This window comes from Sphingobium sp. RAC03 (assembly GCF_001713415.1).
GTDB lineage: Bacteria > Pseudomonadota > Alphaproteobacteria > Sphingomonadales > Sphingomonadaceae > Sphingobium.
Map to the genome: position 1 here is coordinate 769,888 of NZ_CP016456.1, position 16,831 is coordinate 786,718.

Consider the following 16,831-nt stretch of genomic DNA (forward strand, 5'->3'; position numbering starts at 1 on the left):
CAATCGACATGACGATGATGCTGGACAAGGAAGCCAAGGACGATTTGATCGGGCGCGGCTATTCGCGCCGTCAACTGGCCGAGGTCGCTGCGCTGCTGGGCGCTGGCGTCGCTGCCAGCTCGCTGCTGAGCGGCGCTGCCCTGGCGCAGCAGCAGGCCGGGCGCGGCATCAAGGGTGCCGTCCGCATCGGTGCCAACGAATGCTGGACCGGGCCTTTCCCATCGGGCGTCGCTGCGGCCGCCGAAGCCGCCTCGTTCGGCAACTGGTATGATCCCGACAATTATCGCGGCGACCTGGTCAAGACCGTCGCCACGGTCGAGGGCATCCCCGAAACCCACGTCATGCCCTGGCCTGGTTCGGGCGGCCCGCTGGTCAGCATCGTTGCGGCCTATTGCTCGCCGACCAAGGGCTTGGTCACCGCCGACCCGACCTTCGAATCCGCGTGGCGCACCGCCGACTATATGAAGGCCCCCATCGCCAAGGCACCACAGGCCATCGGCCAGGGCCATGACGTCAAGGCGATGCTGGCCGCCAACCCCAATGCGGGCCTCTACTATATCTGCACGCCCAACAACCCGACCGGCACCGTGACGCCGCTGGCCGACATCCAGTGGCTGCTCGACAACAAGCCTGCCGATTCGATGCTGCTGGTCGACGAAGCCTATCTGCACTTCTCCGAAGCGCCGAGCGCCGCGACGCTGATCGGGGCCCGCAAGGACATCATCGTCATGCGGACCTTCTCCAAGCTGTTCGGCATGGCCGGTGTACGCCTCGGCCTCACCTTCGCCGACCCCGAAGTGCAAAAGCGCATCATGCTGTTCGGCCCGGCGGCCGGCGGCCTGTCGATCACCGCGATGCATTGCGGCAATGCGGTCTACACCGAAGCGGCGCTCATCAAGGCCCGCCGCGAGGAAATGATCGCCAACCGCGAGGAAACCATCGCCTATCTGACCAAGAAGGGTATCGAGGTGCAGCCCGGCAGCCAGGCCAATATGTTCATGGTCAACTGGAAAAAGCCCGCCAAGGACATGCAGGCCGCACTGATCGCCACCCCTGAAAAGGTCCAGATCGGCCGCAGCTGGGCCATCTGGCCCACCGTCTCCCGCGTCACCGTCGGCTCCGCCGACGACATGGCCAAATTCCGCGCCGCCGTGGACAAGGTCTACAAGGCGTAAGGCTTTTCACTACGAGAAATGCTAAGGGCGTCCGGGCAACCGGGCGCCCTTTTCGTTGGTGCGGCGATGATGCGGGCGGTGCCGGGGGTCGGCGTCAAACGCCCCGCGACCTGTCTTCGCCCGTCATGCCAGCGAAAGCTGGCATCTCAGGCGGCATCGCGAAACAGCGGAACTAGGCGCCTGCCCCAGCCCGATCCCGCCATCGCCTGAGCCTCCAGCTTTCGCTGGGGTGATGGGCGAAGGTGGATAGTGGAAGGGCAGCTCTTTAGGGCTGTCGCCTGCTAATCAAAGGTCGCTCTCGCGCCAGCGCTGTTGCCTTGTCATATGCTCTTCGACGCAGCCGATCAAATTTCCGATTGTCTAGCCAAATGAAAATACTGGAGCCTTGAAGGATCACATCGTTTAACGATCCCATGCCGCCGTAAAACCGAAGCAAGCGTTCCACGCCAAAGAAATCTGACTGATCTATAATTTTCTGACAACGATCTAATTCGTCGGCCCAGAACTTCAGATCATGGCTTCGGAGCAGTCCAGTCATAGCGCTAAGCGTTTTAGATAGCTCTTCTATATCAGATATATCGGAATGGACTGACGTTCGGTGAGCCTATCGAATGTCGGAAATGACAGCAAACCGCAAATGATTTGGACAGCGCAAAATCCGCTTTTTGTCGCTTCCCGAAATTCCTCCCCTGGCAGGGGAGGTGGCAGGGCGTAGCCCTGACGGAGGGGTGTCACGCTCTCGATAGGGTGACACCCCTCCACCACTTCGTGGCCCCCCTCCCCTTACAGGGGAGGATTTTGGAGCAAAAAGCGAGCGTTGCGCTTCGCCTACCCTCGGATGGTCTGACGTCTTAGTTTAGTCGATGGCCCCCTTCCCACCTCACCCCACCACCTCGCACAACACCTTAAACTGCGCCATCATCGCATCCCACCCAGGATGGAAGCCCATCTCCAGGTGCCGCGCCTTGGCCTGCGCATCCCAATGGCGCGCGGTCGCGGTGAAGCGCGTGCCCTCGCCCTCCGGCGCGAAGGACCAGATCGCGGTCAGGAACGGCGCCTGCGGCACCCAGCCGACCGCATAGGCATCGGTCGTGACGATCCGCTCGTGCGGCACGACCTCCAGGAAAACGCCCTCCATCGGCCCGCTATCCGCGCCGTCCGGCCCGAACATCCGCACCGCGCTGCGTCCGCCGGGGCGCATATCCTCCTCGATCGCCTCGGCGCGCCAGGGTTCGGGGCAGAACCATTCGCCCTTGCGATCGCGCCACACCTGCCAGCATGTCACGGGCGGCGCGGCGATATCGCAGGTCACGGACAACTCATGGATATCCTCACTCATGACTCTTCCCCCGCGCGCATCCCCACCAGCGCGAACATCGCCCCCTGCGGGTCGAGCGCCTGGATGATCCAGCCACCGCCCGGCACGGCCATCGGCCCGTTCAGCACGGTGCCGCCCCCCGCCGTCACCCGCGCGACCGCCGCGTCGATATCGCCGACGATGAAGTAGAACAGCCACAGCGGCACCGGCATTTCCTTGGGGCGCGGCATGATGCCCCCGCTCATGCTCTGGAAATCGCTGCCCCCGGTCTGCGAAACGAGCTGATACAGCCCCATCTCGCCCATATCCATGGCCTCGCCCTTGGTCCAGCCGAACGCCCCGGTGTAGAAATCCAGGTCGGCGTCGAAATCGCTGCTGTAAAGTTCATGCCAGCCGACATGCCCCATCGCCATCGGCGGCACCGGGTCCATCTCGTCGGGGCTGGAGCCCTTGAGCAGCATGAAGGTCGCGCCACCCGGATCGGCCATCACCGCAAAGCGACCGACGCCCGGAATATCTTCGGGTTCGCGCTGCACCCGCCCGCCCGCTGCCACCAGCCGCGCCGCGTCCGCATCGACATCGCCCGACCCGACATAGCCACCCCACCAGGGCGTCATGCCGCAATCCTTCGCCTCGGCGGGAATCGCCATCACGCCACCCACCGGCCCGGCGCTGCCCGACACCACCATATAGGGATCATCGCCCGGCGCGCCGCCAAAGGGCTGCGCCGTCCAGCCGACCACATCGCCGTAAAAAGCCAGCGCCGCCTGCGGATCGCTGGTCATCAGTTCATACCAGAAAAACTGCCCGTTAATATCGGCCATCGCGTCTCTCCCTCCGGTCGTCGGCGATCCAAATGCGACTCGCCGTCTTGCGGATCATGCCTGTGACGATTATCTTAAACAACTGCATAGTTAGAAAAGATAACCAATGGTCACAGCCAGCCGGAAAAGAGCCTATCAGGACGGATGCGCCGTCGCCCATGCGCTGGACATCATCGGCGATCGCTGGGCGCTGCCGATCATGCGCGAATTGATGCTCGGCCCCAAGCGTTTCACCGACTTGCGCGCCGGGCTGCCCGGAATCAGCGCCAATGTGCTGACGCAAAGGCTGGACGAACTGGAGGCGCAGAGCATCGTCGTCCGCCGTCGCCTGCCCCCGCCCGCCGCGAGCCAGATCTACGACCTGACCGACTGGGGCCGCGAGTCGGAAATATTGTTCCGGGTGCTGGGCCGCTGGGCCTGCCGCTCCCCGACGATGCAACCAGGCAAGCCGATGAGCCAGGTGTCGGTGATCCTGTCGCTGCGCACCATGATCGACCGCAGCGCCATCGGCGATATGAACGCGACCATCGGCCTACGCCTTGGCGAAGAGCAATTCCGCGCCACGCTCCGCAACGGCGACTTTACCATCGACCGAGGCGACGCCACGGGCGCGGACGTCATCCTGTCCGGCGACCCGAATGCGCTGGTCGCGGTCATCTATGGCGGCGCCTCCTTTGCGGACGTGCCCCTGACGATCGAGGGCGACCGGGCGCTGGCCGACCGCTTCGTCCGCCTCTTCCCCTTGCCGCCCAAGGCGCCCTCGACCGTCGCGGATCCGTCCTAGCCGTTGAGCATAGCGAACACCTGATCGAATTCGCCGCGCTGCGTCGCCTCACTCAGAAATTTCACCCGCTCGACATGGATTTCCGCCGGGGTCGGCTGCTGCCGCAACAACGCCATGGTCTCGGCGATATAGTCGGCCAGCGGCATCATCTGCTCATTCTCGGCATGGCCCGGCATCAGGTCGGTCTGCACGCCCGGCGGCACGATCTCGATCAGTTCGACGCTCGTTCCCGCCAATTGCGCGCGCATCGCCAGCGACCAGCTATGGATCGCCGCCTTGGTCGCGCTATAGGTCGGCGTCGCCGCCAGCGGCACGAAGGCCAGCCCCGACGACACGGTGATCAGGCTTGCCGCCGACTGCGCCCGCAGATGCGGCAACAGCGTATGGCTCAGCCGGATCGGCCCCAGCAAATTGGTCGCCACCGTCGTCTCCGCGATGGCGAGATCAATGCCCTCCTCCGCGATCATCACGCCCGCGTTCAGCACCACGGCATTGAGCGCCGGAAAATCCGCGATCAACTTGTCCGCAAAGGCGATAATCGCCGCGGCATCCTCCATATCCAGCGTCATTGCCGCCATGCCGGGATGCTCTGCCACCACCGCATCCAGCGCCGCTTGCCGCCGCCCCGCGATGATCACCTGATTGCCCGCTTCATGAAATTCATGCGCCAACGCCGCGCCGATGCCCGATCCGCCGCCGGTGATGAGGATGGTCTTGCCTGTCGTCTGCATGGGTCACTCCTTGTCTTAATGGGTTGACCGCCATCCTATCGCCATGCTCTCTTTTGGAAAGAAGGCACCGCAAAGTGCTATACGCACCACAGGGTAAGAAATGGAAAATGCAGGCCACCCGCTCCCCCGCGCCACCGATAATTTTTCGGAGGACGCCGCCGCCATCGACCCGCGCGTCGAGCGACTCGTCAACGAGCTGATTGGCCGCGTCGCCGACAAATGGACGCTGCTGGTGCTGGAACTGCTGGAGGAAAAGGGCACGCTCCGCTTCACCCAGATCGCGCGCCAGGTCGAAGGGATCAGCCAGAAGATGCTGACCCAGACCCTGCGGCAGATGGAGCGGGATGGCCTGGCCACCCGCATCGTCCATCCCGTGGTGCCGCCCCATGTCGACTATGCGCTGACCCCGCTCGGCAATAGCCTCAGCGCCGCCTTTTGCGGCGTGTGGACCTGGGCCGAAACCCACCTCGCCACGGTGGAAGCCGCGCGCGCCCGTTTCGACGCGCGCGACTGACCTCTATTCCTGATTGGCGGGCAGCGGCTGGATCATCAGCTTCGGCCCGGCCGCATTTGGCTGGAATGGCGCACTTGGCTGGGCAGGCGCAACCGGCGGTTTCGCTGGCGCATCGGGCGGCGGCGGCAGATTCTGCTGTATCGCGCTTGTGATGCTCGGCGAAAAGCCCTGCGGCGGCGCTTCGCCCGGCGGCACGGGCGGCGGCGGCAGCGGCGTTGGCGATACCACCACGGTCACGCTCGCGCCGAACCGCGACTGCCATTCGGCCAGCCGTCGCAGATAATCGGCATAGGCCGCATAGAAATCCTGGAACGGCTTTTCCAGCTCCGCCAACGCCTCCGGCGCATAATCGAGCAAAGCGCTCGATGGCATCGCCAGCAGTTTGGCTCCCACGCGCTCAGCCACCGGGCAAAAGCTCTTGGTCACGGGCGGTAGCGAAAAGAAATTATAGACGACCGTATTCAACCGCTCCCGCGCGGATAATCCGGGGCGGCCATAAGCCACCGTATAATTGCGATCGACCGCCTCATTGGCCTTCGTCAACAGCGGCCCGTGAACATGCAGCAACCGGTTATATTGCAACCGCGGCAGGTCGGCCGGGCTGCGGCACGACAGCGCCGCGACATTGAGCGCCATCCGCACATGCCACAGCGCCGTGTTGGACGTGACCTTGCGATTGGGGGTCAGATATTGGCCATCCTCCATTTCGGGGATGCTCATATTTTCGACCGCCCCCATCGGCGGACGCGGCATCATCGTTTCCACCACAGGCGGCGGCGGCGTGGGTGGCGGCGGCTTCACCGGGGTCGAACAGGCGGCCAGGACCGCCAGCGACACGAGGGATAGACGGCCGGAACGGCGCATGGGCAACATCAAATTCTCCGCTGGGACTGCGCCCCGGTCATGCCGGGCATTTGCCTCGGAGGAAATATGCCAGATGTTCCGTTCGTCGCAAGCCTTCAGGCGGCTCGCCGCTCCAGTGCGTCTGTGGCCTGCGCCATCAGCTGCGCGATGATGTCGGCGACCGGCTCTTCCTTCGTCACCATGCCGACCGACTGGCCCGCCATCAGCGACCCGCCCTCGACATCGCCGTCGACCACCGCGCGGCGCAACGCCCCCGCCCAATAATGTTCGATCTGCAACTGCGCTTCCATCATGTCGACCGTGCCCTCATCGAGCATATTGGCGACTTCGCGCTGCTTGATGGTGAAATTCTCCATCCCGGCATTTTTGAGCGAGCGCACCGGAATGACCGGCAGGCGCGGGTCGATCTGCACGCTGGCGATCGCGTCGCGCGCCGACGCGCGGAAAAAGGCCTTCTTGAAATTGGGATGGGCGATGCTCTCGGTCGCGCAGGCAAAGCGCGTGCCCAGTTGCACGCCTGCCGCGCCCATCTCCAGATAGGCGGCGATCGCCTCGCCCCGGCCGATCCCGCCCGCGACGAACACCGGCACCTGGGCGGCCATATCGGGCAATATTTCCTGCGCCAGCACGCTCGTCGATACCGGGCCGATATGCCCGCCCGCTTCCATGCCCTCGACCACCAGCGCATCGACGCCCGACCGCACCAGCTTCTTGGCGAGGCTCAGCGCCGGGGCAAAGCAAATGAGCTTCGCGCCCTTCTGCTTGATCGCCTCGATGCTGCCCTTTGGCGGCAGGCCACCGGCCAGCACGACATGGGTGACATCATGCTTGGCGCATATGTCGATCAGATCGAACAATTGCGGATGCATGGTGATCAGGTTGACGCCGAACGGCTTGGACGTCAGCGCCTTGGTCGCCGCAATCTCCCGGTCGAGCAGTTCCGGCGTCATCGCCCCGCACGCGATCACCCCGAACGCCCCCGCATTGGAAATCGCCGCCACCAGGTTCCGCTCCGAAACCCAGCTCATCGCCCCACACAGGATCGCACTCTCGCACCCCAGAAAGTCGGTGCCACGGGCCATGAGGGAAGCGAGCTTGGCGTTGGTCATAAAGTCTTTCCTGCTGTCTCTTTTTCCCCGTCATCCCCGCGAAGGCGGGGACCCATCTCCCAGCCTTGCGGCGGGGGATGGGGCTGGAGATGGATTCCCGCCTTCGCGGGAATGACGATCGAAGTAAAGAGCAACGCTGACTAAGTGGATGCCTGGCCCCGCCGAGGCAACACGTCCATCAGGCCGCGCGGCTTGATCGATATTTGGCTCAGGCCGGAGCGAAAATGGTGCCTTTTGAGAACCGGCGCGCAGCGTGCTTAAAGCACGTGAGCACCGGAAGCGCAGAAAGGTGCCATTTGCAGCCCGGCATCAGCCAAATAGCGGTCAAGCCACCGGGGCGTCCAGCCCATAGGCCGTATGCAACACCCGCACCGCCAACTCCGTCTCATCCTCATCGATCAACACCGACACCTTGATCTCGCTGGTCGAAATCGCCTCGATATTGATGCCGCGTTCGGCCAGCGTCTTGAACATCGTCGCGGCGACGCCCGCATGGCTGCGCATACCCACACCCACGACGCTGATCTTGGCGACTTCGGTATCGGTGATGATCCGGCGGAAGCCGATCACGTCCTTGTTCGCTTCGAGAATGTCCACGCTGCGCGCCAGGTCCGCGCGCGGCACGGTGAAGGTCACGTCGGTTTCCTCGGTATCCTTCGAATCATTCTGGATGATCATGTCGACGTTGATCGCGGCATCGGCCAGCGGGGTGAAGATGCTGGCGACCGCGCCCGGCTTGTCGGGCACGCGCGTCACGATGATCTTCGCCTCATTCTTGTCATGGGCGATGCCGGTGATGAGCTGACGTTCCATCTTATTTTCCTTGCGCTTGGCTTCCAGTTCCTCGTCGCTGACGATCAGCGTGCCGGGCAGGTCGGTCTGGGTGGGATCATCGAAGGAGGAGAGCACCTGCACGACCACGCCTTCCTTCATGGCGAGGCCGACCGAGCGGGTCTGGAGCACCTTGGCCCCCACCGACGCCAGCTCCAGCATCTCCTCATAGGTGACGAGATCGAGCTTACGCGCGCGCGCCACGATGCGCGGGTCAGTGGTGTAGACGCCATCGACGTCGGTATAGATGTCGCAGCGATCGGCCTTGATCGCCGCGGCCACCGCCACCGCCGACGTGTCCGACCCGCCCCGGCCCAGCGTCGAGACGCGCCCGTCCGCCATCATCCCCTGAAAACCGGGGATCACCGCGACCTGGCCCGCGCCCATGGCCGCCAGCAGCGCGCCGGTGTCGATGCTATCCACCCGCGCCTTGGCATGGGCTTCCACCGTCTTGATCGGCAATTGCCAGCCAAGCCAGCTGCGCGCATCCACGCCCATCGCTTTCAGCGTCATCGCCAGCAGCCCGCTGGTGATCTGCTCGCCCGCCGCGACCACGACATCATATTCGGCCGGGTCATAGAGCGCCGAGGCTTCCTTGCAGAACCCCACCAGCCGGTCCGTCTCGCCCGCCATCGCCGACACGACGACCGCGACCTCATGCCCTTGCGAGACGACATGCTTGACCCGCGCGGCCACGTTGCGAATTCGCTCCATCCCCGCCATGGAGGTGCCGCCGAATTTCATCACGATGCGTGCCATTTGCTTGTCGAACCTGCTAGTTGGTGAGTAAGAAAATGTCCCAGAAGGGCGAAACGGCGTTTCTTTAGCAGCGGATACGGATATGGCAAGCAACCCGACAGCAACGATCGACCCCAGGGAAGCCGCCCATTTCGGGGCGATGGCCGCCGACTGGTGGGACCCCAACGGGTCCAGCGCGATGCTGCATAAGCTCAACCCCGTGCGGCTGACCTATATCCGCGCCGCGATCGACACCTATTGGCCGACAAACGCCCAATCCTTCCAGCCGCTTGCCGGCAAGCGCGCGCTTGATGTCGGCTGTGGCGCAGGCTTGCTCACCGAACCGCTGGCCAGACTTGGCGCCACCGTCACGGGCCTAGACGCCGCGCCCGAAAATATCGCCGCCGCCGCCGCCCATGCCGCGACTCAGGGCCTCACCATCGACTATCGCGCGACCCCGGTCGAGGACGTCACCGATGGCAACTATGATCTCGTCACCTCGATGGAAGTGATCGAGCATGTCGCCGACCCCGCCGCCTTCGTCGCCGCGCTCGCCGCCAAGCTCGCCCCCGACGGGCTGATGATCCTCTCCACCCCCAACCGCACCCCCTTGTCGCGCATCGCCATGATCACCATCGGCGAAAGCATCGGCGGCATCCCCAAAGGCACGCACGACTGGGGCAAATTCCTGACGCCCGAAGAACTCACCGCCCTGCTCGACGCCGCAGGCCTAGACGTCATCGACAGCAGCGGCCTGACCTTCTCCCCCGCCACCGGCTTCACCCTATCGGCGAACAAGGCGATCAACTATTTCCTGACCGCCCGGCATCGCCAAGCCTGATCGGCTACAGCCCCACCGCCTCCGCCCGCGCCACCAGCGCGCGGGCTTCCTCGACATGCATCGTCTCGATCATGCGCCCTTCGAAGCGCTCCGCCCCGCCAGTCGCCGCCGCGATCAGCCGCCGCGCATCGGCCAGCGCCTGCGCGTCCGGCCCGAACACCCCGTTCGCCACCGCCACTTGGCCCGGATGGATCAGCGTCTTGCCATCGAACCCCAAAGCATGGCCCCCCGCACATTCCACCTCCAGCCCGGCCAGATCATCCAGCCGGTTATACACCCCGTCGAACACCGCTATCCCCGCCGCCCGCGCCGCCAGCACCACCGACTGCATGGCCAGCGCCAACCCCTCGCGCCCCGCCCCCGCCGGAATCCCCAAATCCCGCCGCAGGTCATTGTTCCCCATGAACAGCCCCGCGCAGCCCTCCGCCCCGGCAATCTCCACCGCCGCCAGCACTCCGCGCGCGCTTTCGATCATCGCGATCACCGGCTTCTGGCTCACGCTATAGACATCGCGCACCTGCCGCCCGCTCTCCACCTTGGGCAGCACGACATAGTCCGCCGCCGCCGCCTTCATCGCCACCATCTCCATCCCGTGCCAGGGCGTCCCCGCCACATTGATCCGCACCGCACAAAGCCGCTCGCCAAACCCCTCGGCCAGTGCCGCCACCGCCGCCTCACGCGCAGTCTCCTTGGCGTCGTCGGTCACCGCATCCTCCAGGTCCAATATCACCATGTCGCACGGCAACGTCCGCGCCTTGGAGATGGCGCGCGCATTGGATGCGGGCAGGAACAACAGCGAACGGGCGTGACGCAGCAACATGGGACTCTCCTCGGTTTGCCTTCCCCCGTTAACAAATAAGGCGCATAGTCCAACCCTGTTTCGGGAGACCATGATGCTGACCACCTTCGCGCTCACGCTTACGGGCCTCGTGCTCTTCTACCTCGCGGTCAGCGTGAAGGTGGTGCGGCAGGGCTATCAATATACGATCGAACGCTTCGGCCGCTTCACCGAAGTCGCCAAGCCCGGCCTCAATTTCTACCCCGCCTTCTTCTATGCCGTGGGGCGCAAGATCAACATGATGGAGCAAGTGGTCGATATTCCGGGGCAGGAGATCATCACCAAGGATAATGCCATGGTGTCGGTCGACGGCGTGGTCTTCTTCCAGGTGCTGGATGCCGCCAAGGCCGCCTATGAAGTGTCCGAACTCTATGTCGCGATCATGCAGCTGGCGACCACCAACCTGCGCACCGTCATGGGCTCGATGGACTTGGACGAAACCCTGTCCAAGCGCGACGAGATCAACGCCCGCCTGCTGTCCGTGGTCGATCAGGCGACCAACGCCTGGGGCATCAAGATCACCCGCGTCGAACTCAAGGACATCCGCCCGCCCGCCGACATCGTCAGCGCCATGGGCCGCCAGATGAAGGCCGAACGCGAAAAGCGCGCCAACATATTGGATGCCGAAGGCATGCGCGCTTCCGAAATCCTGCGTGCCGAGGGTGAGAAGCAGGGCCAGATCCTGCAAGCCGAAGGCCGCCGCGAAGCCGCCTTCCGCGACGCCGAAGCCCGCGAACGCGAAGCCGAAGCCGAAGCCCGCGCCACCCAGATGGTCTCCGACGCGATCAGCGCCGGCAACCCGCAGGCGCTCAACTACTTCATCGCGCAAAAATATACCGAAGCCGTCAGCCAGTTCGCCACCAGCCCCAACGCCAAGACCATCCTCTTCCCGGTCGAAGCCACCCAGCTGATCGGCACGCTGGGCGGCATCGGCGCGCTGGCCAAAGCCGCCCTCGGCGACGACGGCACCCCCACGCCAACGCCCCCACCCCCACGCCGCGGCCCCTTCGGCCAAAGCCAGGGGTAAACGGGATAGGCACCTCTAGCCACAAATCTCCGTTCGTTTCGAGCGAAGTCGAGAAACGCCCCGCACAGGTTTCTCGACTGCGCTCGAAACGAACGGCGTCTTTACCCCACCCCCCGTCATCCCCGCGAAGGCGGGGACCCATCTCCCACCCCCTCCCCCGGCACAGCGTAGCGATGATCAACAGGACCCCCACCCCATGACCCTGCTCACCCTGCTCGAAGATCATTGGGCCTGGCTGGTATTCGCCGCGCTGCTGGGCATTGCCGAAGTGCTGATCCCCGGCGTCTTCCTCATCTGGATCTCGATCGCCGCCGCCATCACCGGCCTCGTGGCCCTCGCGCTGCCGATCGGCCTCCCCCTCCAACTCCTCCTGTTCGCAAGCCTCAGCATCGCGGCGGTCTATGCCGGCCGCCGCTGGTACGCCGACCACCCCGTCGCCTCCACCGACCCCCTCCTAAACGACCGCACCGCCCGCCTGATCGGCCAGACGGTAACCGTGGTGGAAGCGATCGCCGGCGGCGAAGGCCGGGTGAAGGTGGGCGACAGCGTATGGAGCGCGGTCGGCGCGGACGCGGAAGTGGGCGCACGGGTGCGCGTGATCGCGAGTGAGGGCACTGTGTTGCGGGTGGAGCGGGTTTCGCCCAAGCGCTTTTACACCGCGACCTTATGATCCATGTTCACGCAACCGACATCAGCGAACATCTGTTCCACCAAACGTAATATGAGCCTTTGCAACATTGACAACCGATTGCAGCCATCAATTATGATATGGTCGAAGGAAATTCGTGATTGTTCCGAAATGTAAACATAGCCTACTATTGCAATTCAGCAAAGAGCCCGATAATTCGGTATCTATTAACAAAATATATATTAATCATATAATTAAAATTAATACATAGATTAAATTAAATAATTTACATTTATATATAGAAAATTTTAGGGGTATACCGAACTGTGCATAATATTTCTGCAAGGCAAGCCGTTCGCAATATGAGAAATATTGGGGAATATGCACAATGGTCTATTGGTGGCCCGGATGCGGACGAACGGGGATATGAAAGTGTCACGGCGCAGATGGCCGGCGGTAGAGTATTTGGCGAATTTACGCCGTTCATAACACCCAAATTTCATCTCGGTGAAAATCCTGCTTTGTTCACCAGCGGTTCTTGTTTCGCTAGAGAAATTGAGCATGCCCTTCATGCGCAAGGTAAAACCGTACTGAGTTGGTCGCCGGACTGCGGACTCTCGCCCGCATCATTCAATAGATACAATATTTTTTCAGTCCTTAATGATTTTCGACTGGCACAAGGCGGCGGCTATGACGAGGATCTGATGTGGGAGACGCCGATCGGATGGATTGATTATTCAGGTAACGACGTTTTGCCAACGCGCGATGCTTTGGTGTCGGCCCGCAACGCTTCGATCAAGATTCATAAGCAGATCGCTCAGGCAGATGTTTTCATCGTCACGCTAGGCTTGATCGAAACTTGGTATGATCTGAAAACCAACACCTATCTTAATTTTACACCAAGCGAAGTCCTCGCAGGCAATCTTAGTCGGTTCGAGTGTCGCATCACTGATTATGCCGAAAATCTGGAAGCTGCTAAATATCTAATTGATTATTTGCGGACGCATTTCAATCCAAACCTAAAAATCATCGTTACAGTTAGTCCTGTGCCCTTAAATGTTTCCTTTTCTGGTCAAGACATCGCGCAGGCCAATACACTATCCAAATCGACGCTTAGGACCGTTGCGCAAAAGCTGGCGGACGAAGATGAGAATATAGATTATTTTCCATCATATGAAATGGTTACGTTATCTAACCCGACTGACGCTTGGTTGCCGGACCATCGTCATGTCAGGCGCGAAATGGTTTCCCGTATCATGCAGACCTTTGTTCAGCATTATATTGGCTAGACGCTATACCCAGGCGCTTATGCTAAGTGCCTGGCGTCCCTACCCTCACTCTAATTCCACCCAAGGATCAACCAACCCCACCCCCGTCGCCACAAAATCCCCGACATTGCGCGTCACCACCGTCAACCCGTGCACCAGCGCCGTCGCCGCGATCCAGCCGTCGCGTTCGCTCACTGGATCGGGCACATGCAGCCCGGCGCAGGCGACGGCCACCGCGCCGTCCATCGCCAGCACCCGCCCCGCAAAGCCGGGCGTCACGACCTGATCCATCCAGCGCCGCAGGGTCGCCCCCTGCGCCGCATCCCGGCGCTCGACCCGCACCACCCCCAATTCCAGTTCGAATAGCGTCATCGCCGAAATAAACGTCGTGCTGGGGTCGGTCGCCTTGAGCCATTCCACCACATTCGCGGCGGCCCGTCCCGACCGTATCTTGCGGCTTTCGGAAATGACGTTGGTGTCGATCAGGAACATCAATCCAGCTCGACGCCGCGCGCTGCAATCTGCGCCTTGGGTGGATCGAAATCGAAATCCTGCGCATCATCGGGCATCAGCACGTCGAACAGCGACGCACCGTGCCCCGCCAGCCGCTCATAATCGCGGATCGCCAGCACGACGAGCGAGGGCTTGTTGCGGTCGGTAATGAATACCGGGCCGGACTGCGCCGCCCGTTTGATGCTGCCGGGGTCGCGGTTGAACTCCCGGCTGGTGAAGGTCGCGGTCATTGGCTCAGCCTCATGTCGTTACATACAGACATACTCGATATGGGCCATCACGGTCAAGGCCGCCCGCCCCACTTCCCCCTGTCCTACATCCCCCAACCCATGCCATGCTCTCCGTCATGCCAAACACCCCTAACCTGCTCCACTTCACCCCCGTCCAGCTGCAACGCCGCGCGCGCGGATGGACGCCCGATGCGCAACATGCCTTCATCGATGCCTTGTCCCGGTGCGGCGTCGTCGCGCAGGCGGCGCGGAGCGTTGGCTGTTCGCCGCGCTCGGCCTATTTGTTGCGGGCGCGGCCGGGGGCGGAAAGCTTCGCTGCCGCCTGGGACTGGGCGATCGAGATGGGGTTGGACGACCAGATGGGCCGCGCCGTGGCGCTGATCCGGGGCGACCGGCGGCAACCGCTGGTGCGCGGTGGCCGCGTCGTCGGCCATTATGCCAAGCCCGACCGCCGGGTCATGCTCGCAGCGCTGCGGGCGCTGTCCGCCTGCACCGATGGCAGCCGCGCCACGATGCCGCATAATGCCCGCATCGCCGCCCGCGCGGCCGCGCGAACGCCGTCCCCCACCACTACCGCGCCTTGTCACAATCAATCCGGCAGACGAAATAAAATGTCGAAATCTGCGGGAAATATGCGAAGTTAAGCGCTGACCACCCCCTTGTCGGAGCCACGCTACATGACCGCCACGCGCCGCGATTTCCTTGTCGCCGGTTCCTCCGTCCTCGCTCTGTCGGCCCTCCCCGCCCGCGCCGCGACCGACACGCCCGACGCCCGCGCGCAAGCCACGCTCGCCACCATGGCCGAAGCGATGCTTGCCGACGCGCCGGAAAGTGCCACCGGCCTTGGCCTCGACACCGGCCCCCGCGCCGCGCTCAAAAGCCGCCTCGGCAACAAAAGCCCGGCTGGCCAGGCGCAGATCGCCGCCCATGTCACCGACCGCCTCGCCACCTTGCGCGCCATAGACTTGGCCCCGCTCTCGCCCGCCACCCGCACCGATGTCGAAGTCGCCCGCGCCGCCCACGAACTGGCGGCCGAAGGGTTCGCCTTCCCGTTCGGCGACATGGCGATGATGAACAGCAACTGGTCCTACCGCAACGCGCCCTATGCCGTCGCGCAAAACACCGGCAGCTTCGTCGAAACCCCCGACTTTCTCGACGCCAATCACGGCATCGAAACCGCCGCCGACGCCGACGCCTATCTCGCCCGCCTGTCCGCCTATGCCGCCAATCTGGCGGGCGAAACGCAGCGGCTACGCCATGATGCGGGCATCGGCGTCACCGCGCCCGCCTTCCTGCTCGACAAGACATTGGGCCAGATGGCGACGGTCCAGCGCCAGCCGATCGACCAATGGGTGCCCGTCGCCTCGCTCGCCCGCCGCACCGCGTCGATGCCCGGCGACTATGGCGCAAAAGCCGCGAAGATCGTCCGCGATTCTGTCGCCCCCGCGCTCGCCGCCCAGGTCGCCGAACTCACCCGCCAGCGCGCCAGTGCCACCATGGATGCGGGCGTGTGGAAACTCCCCGATGGCGAAGCCTATTATGCCTGGGCGCTCAAGGCCGGGACCACCACGACCATGACCCCCGACGAGGTCCATGCGCTCGGCCTAGACCAGCTCGCCGCGTTGCAGGGCCAGATAGACGGCCTGCTCAAAGGGCTGGGCATGACGAAAGGCACGGTCGGCGAACGCATGACCGCGATGGGCAAAGACCCCCGCCACCTCTTCCCCAATGACGACAAGGGCCGCGCCCAGATATTGGCCTATATCGAAGGCCGCCTGACCGACATCCGCACCCGCCTGCCGCGCGCCTTCGCGACGCTCGTCCCCGCCAAGCTGATCGTCAAGCGCGTGCCGGTGGAGATCGAGGCCGGGATGCCCGGCGCCTATGCGGGCGCGGGGTCGATCGACGGCAGCGTGCCCGGTAACTATTATATCAACCTGCGCGATACCAACAGCTGGCCGCGCTACAGCCTGCCCACCCTCACCTATCATGAGGGGATTCCGGGGCACATCTGGCAGGGCGAATATAGCTATAAACTCCCGCTGATCCGCTCGCTCCTCCCCTTCAACGCCTATAGCGAGGGCTGGGCGCTCTATGCCGAGCAATTGGGCGACGAGCTGGGGGCTTATGACGGCGATGTCGCGGGCAGGCTGGGCTATCTCCAATCGATCACCTATCGCTGCTGTCGCCTGGTGGTCGACACCGGCCTCCACGCCAAGCGCTGGACGCGGCAACAGGCGATCGACTGGTTCGCCACCACCAACGGCTCGACGGTCGAGGAAGTCCAGGGCGAGGTCGATCGCTATTGCGCCTGGCCGGGCCAGGCCTGCGGCTACAAGGTCGGCCACGGCGAAATCGTCCGCCTGCGCGAAACGGCGAAGACAGCACTAGGCCCAAAATTCGACTTCCGCCTGTTCAACGACGCGGTGGTGAAAAGCGGCGGCGTGCCAATGACCGTGCTGGCCAGCAATGTCGAAGCGTGGGTGGCGGAGCGGAAGGGGGCGTAACAACATCCGTTCGTTTCGAGCGAAGTCGAGAAACGCTGGCACCGCGCTATCCGCTTCTCGACTTCGCTCGAAGCGAACGGAAACCTCTATG

General features: G+C 63.4%; 19 protein-coding genes. 9 read left to right on the forward strand and 10 right to left on the reverse strand.

Going from position 1 to position 16,831, the window contains the following annotated elements:
* The first annotated feature begins 8 nt into the window (after positions 1-8).
* Positions 9-1,175, forward strand: coding sequence for a pyridoxal phosphate-dependent aminotransferase (locus BSY17_RS08240; protein ID WP_037473178.1), 1,167 nt, complete (start codon positions 9-11; stop codon positions 1,173-1,175).
* 265 nt (positions 1,176-1,440) lie between these two features.
* Here the strand turns inward: BSY17_RS08240 and BSY17_RS22170 are convergent, their stop codons facing one another.
* The 3 genes from BSY17_RS22170 to BSY17_RS08250 form a co-directional block, all read right to left on the reverse strand.
* The gene (locus BSY17_RS22170) at positions 1,441-1,713 is read right to left on the reverse strand and encodes a DUF6966 domain-containing protein (protein ID WP_443019498.1); all 273 of its coding nucleotides are present in this window, start codon (positions 1,711-1,713) and stop codon (positions 1,441-1,443) included.
* Positions 1,714-2,055: 342 nt separating this feature from the next.
* Positions 2,056-2,514 carry an SRPBCC domain-containing protein gene (locus BSY17_RS08245; RefSeq protein ID WP_069065152.1) on the reverse strand — a complete coding sequence of 153 codons (459 nt, stop codon included), beginning with the start codon at positions 2,512-2,514 and terminating at the stop codon, positions 2,056-2,058.
* Positions 2,511-3,317: a VOC family protein gene (locus BSY17_RS08250; protein ID WP_069065153.1), complete on the reverse strand. Its 807-nt coding sequence runs from the start codon at positions 3,315-3,317 to the stop codon at positions 2,511-2,513. The genes BSY17_RS08245 and BSY17_RS08250 overlap by 4 nt, the downstream gene beginning before the upstream one ends.
* 106 nt (positions 3,318-3,423) lie before the next feature.
* On the opposite strand from BSY17_RS08250, the gene BSY17_RS08255 reads away from it, so the two are divergent.
* On the forward strand, positions 3,424-4,101 hold the full coding sequence (locus tag BSY17_RS08255; protein WP_069065154.1) for a winged helix-turn-helix transcriptional regulator: 678 nt from the start codon (positions 3,424-3,426) through the stop codon (positions 4,099-4,101).
* On the opposite strand, the gene BSY17_RS08260 is transcribed toward BSY17_RS08255, so the two are convergent.
* Positions 4,098-4,832 (reverse strand): SDR family oxidoreductase, encoded by a 735-nt coding sequence (locus BSY17_RS08260; protein ID WP_069065155.1) that lies wholly within the window; start codon positions 4,830-4,832, stop codon positions 4,098-4,100. The two genes, BSY17_RS08255 and BSY17_RS08260, sit on opposite strands and share 4 nt — an antisense overlap.
* Positions 4,833-4,932: 100 nt before the next feature.
* Here BSY17_RS08260 and BSY17_RS08265 point away from each other — a divergent pair, with 100 nt between their 5' ends.
* Positions 4,933-5,346 (forward strand): winged helix-turn-helix transcriptional regulator, encoded by a 414-nt coding sequence (locus BSY17_RS08265; protein WP_069065156.1) that lies wholly within the window; start codon positions 4,933-4,935, stop codon positions 5,344-5,346.
* Between the two features lie 3 nt (positions 5,347-5,349).
* Here the strand turns inward: BSY17_RS08265 and BSY17_RS08270 are convergent, their stop codons facing one another.
* From BSY17_RS08270 to BSY17_RS08280, 3 genes are all read right to left on the reverse strand, one after another.
* On the reverse strand, positions 5,350-6,219 hold the full coding sequence (locus BSY17_RS08270; RefSeq protein WP_069065157.1) for a hypothetical protein: 870 nt from the start codon (positions 6,217-6,219) through the stop codon (positions 5,350-5,352).
* 86 nt (positions 6,220-6,305) lie between these two features.
* The gene (locus BSY17_RS08275; RefSeq protein ID WP_069065158.1) at positions 6,306-7,319 is read right to left on the reverse strand and encodes an NAD(P)H-dependent flavin oxidoreductase; all 1,014 of its coding nucleotides are present in this window, start codon (positions 7,317-7,319) and stop codon (positions 6,306-6,308) included.
* 324 nt (positions 7,320-7,643) lie between these two features.
* The gene (locus BSY17_RS08280) at positions 7,644-8,909 is read right to left on the reverse strand and encodes an aspartate kinase (protein ID WP_069065159.1); all 1,266 of its coding nucleotides are present in this window, start codon (positions 8,907-8,909) and stop codon (positions 7,644-7,646) included.
* A gap of 82 nt (positions 8,910-8,991) precedes the next feature.
* On the opposite strand from BSY17_RS08280, the gene ubiG reads away from it, so the two are divergent.
* The gene (gene ubiG, locus BSY17_RS08285) at positions 8,992-9,729 is read left to right on the forward strand and encodes a bifunctional 2-polyprenyl-6-hydroxyphenol methylase/3-demethylubiquinol 3-O-methyltransferase UbiG (protein WP_069065160.1); all 738 of its coding nucleotides are present in this window, start codon (positions 8,992-8,994) and stop codon (positions 9,727-9,729) included.
* A 4-nt stretch (positions 9,730-9,733) separates the two neighbouring features.
* Here ubiG and BSY17_RS08290 read toward each other — a convergent pair whose 3' ends face one another.
* The gene (locus BSY17_RS08290) at positions 9,734-10,549 is read right to left on the reverse strand and encodes an HpcH/HpaI aldolase/citrate lyase family protein (protein ID WP_069065161.1); all 816 of its coding nucleotides are present in this window, start codon (positions 10,547-10,549) and stop codon (positions 9,734-9,736) included.
* Between the two features lie 73 nt (positions 10,550-10,622).
* Here BSY17_RS08290 and BSY17_RS08295 point away from each other — a divergent pair, with 73 nt between their 5' ends.
* From BSY17_RS08295 to BSY17_RS20900, 3 genes are all read left to right on the forward strand, one after another.
* The gene (locus tag BSY17_RS08295; protein ID WP_069066857.1) at positions 10,623-11,594 is read left to right on the forward strand and encodes an SPFH domain-containing protein; all 972 of its coding nucleotides are present in this window, start codon (positions 10,623-10,625) and stop codon (positions 11,592-11,594) included.
* Between the two features lie 196 nt (positions 11,595-11,790).
* The gene (locus BSY17_RS08300) at positions 11,791-12,264 is read left to right on the forward strand and encodes an NfeD family protein (protein ID WP_069065162.1); all 474 of its coding nucleotides are present in this window, start codon (positions 11,791-11,793) and stop codon (positions 12,262-12,264) included.
* Between the two features lie 284 nt (positions 12,265-12,548).
* The gene (locus tag BSY17_RS20900) at positions 12,549-13,511 is read left to right on the forward strand and encodes a GSCFA domain-containing protein (protein ID WP_150125755.1); all 963 of its coding nucleotides are present in this window, start codon (positions 12,549-12,551) and stop codon (positions 13,509-13,511) included.
* A 45-nt stretch (positions 13,512-13,556) separates the two neighbouring features.
* On the opposite strand, the gene BSY17_RS08310 is transcribed toward BSY17_RS20900, so the two are convergent.
* Both BSY17_RS08310 and BSY17_RS08315 read right to left on the reverse strand, forming a co-directional pair.
* The gene (locus BSY17_RS08310) at positions 13,557-13,982 is read right to left on the reverse strand and encodes a type II toxin-antitoxin system VapC family toxin (protein ID WP_216095605.1); all 426 of its coding nucleotides are present in this window, start codon (positions 13,980-13,982) and stop codon (positions 13,557-13,559) included.
* Positions 13,982-14,233 (reverse strand): type II toxin-antitoxin system Phd/YefM family antitoxin, encoded by a 252-nt coding sequence (locus BSY17_RS08315; RefSeq protein WP_069065165.1) that lies wholly within the window; start codon positions 14,231-14,233, stop codon positions 13,982-13,984. The genes BSY17_RS08310 and BSY17_RS08315 overlap by 1 nt, the downstream gene beginning before the upstream one ends.
* A gap of 116 nt (positions 14,234-14,349) precedes the next feature.
* On the opposite strand from BSY17_RS08315, the gene BSY17_RS08320 reads away from it, so the two are divergent.
* Together BSY17_RS08320 and BSY17_RS08325 are read left to right on the forward strand one after the other, a co-directional pair.
* Positions 14,350-14,877, forward strand: a complete 528-nt coding sequence (locus tag BSY17_RS08320; RefSeq protein ID WP_216095607.1) for a hypothetical protein — start codon at positions 14,350-14,352, stop codon at positions 14,875-14,877.
* Positions 14,878-14,910: 33 nt separating this feature from the next.
* Entirely contained in the window at positions 14,911-16,740 is a 1,830-nt protein-coding gene (locus BSY17_RS08325) for a DUF885 domain-containing protein (RefSeq protein ID WP_069065166.1), read from the forward strand.
* Positions 16,741-16,831 lie beyond the last annotated feature (91 nt).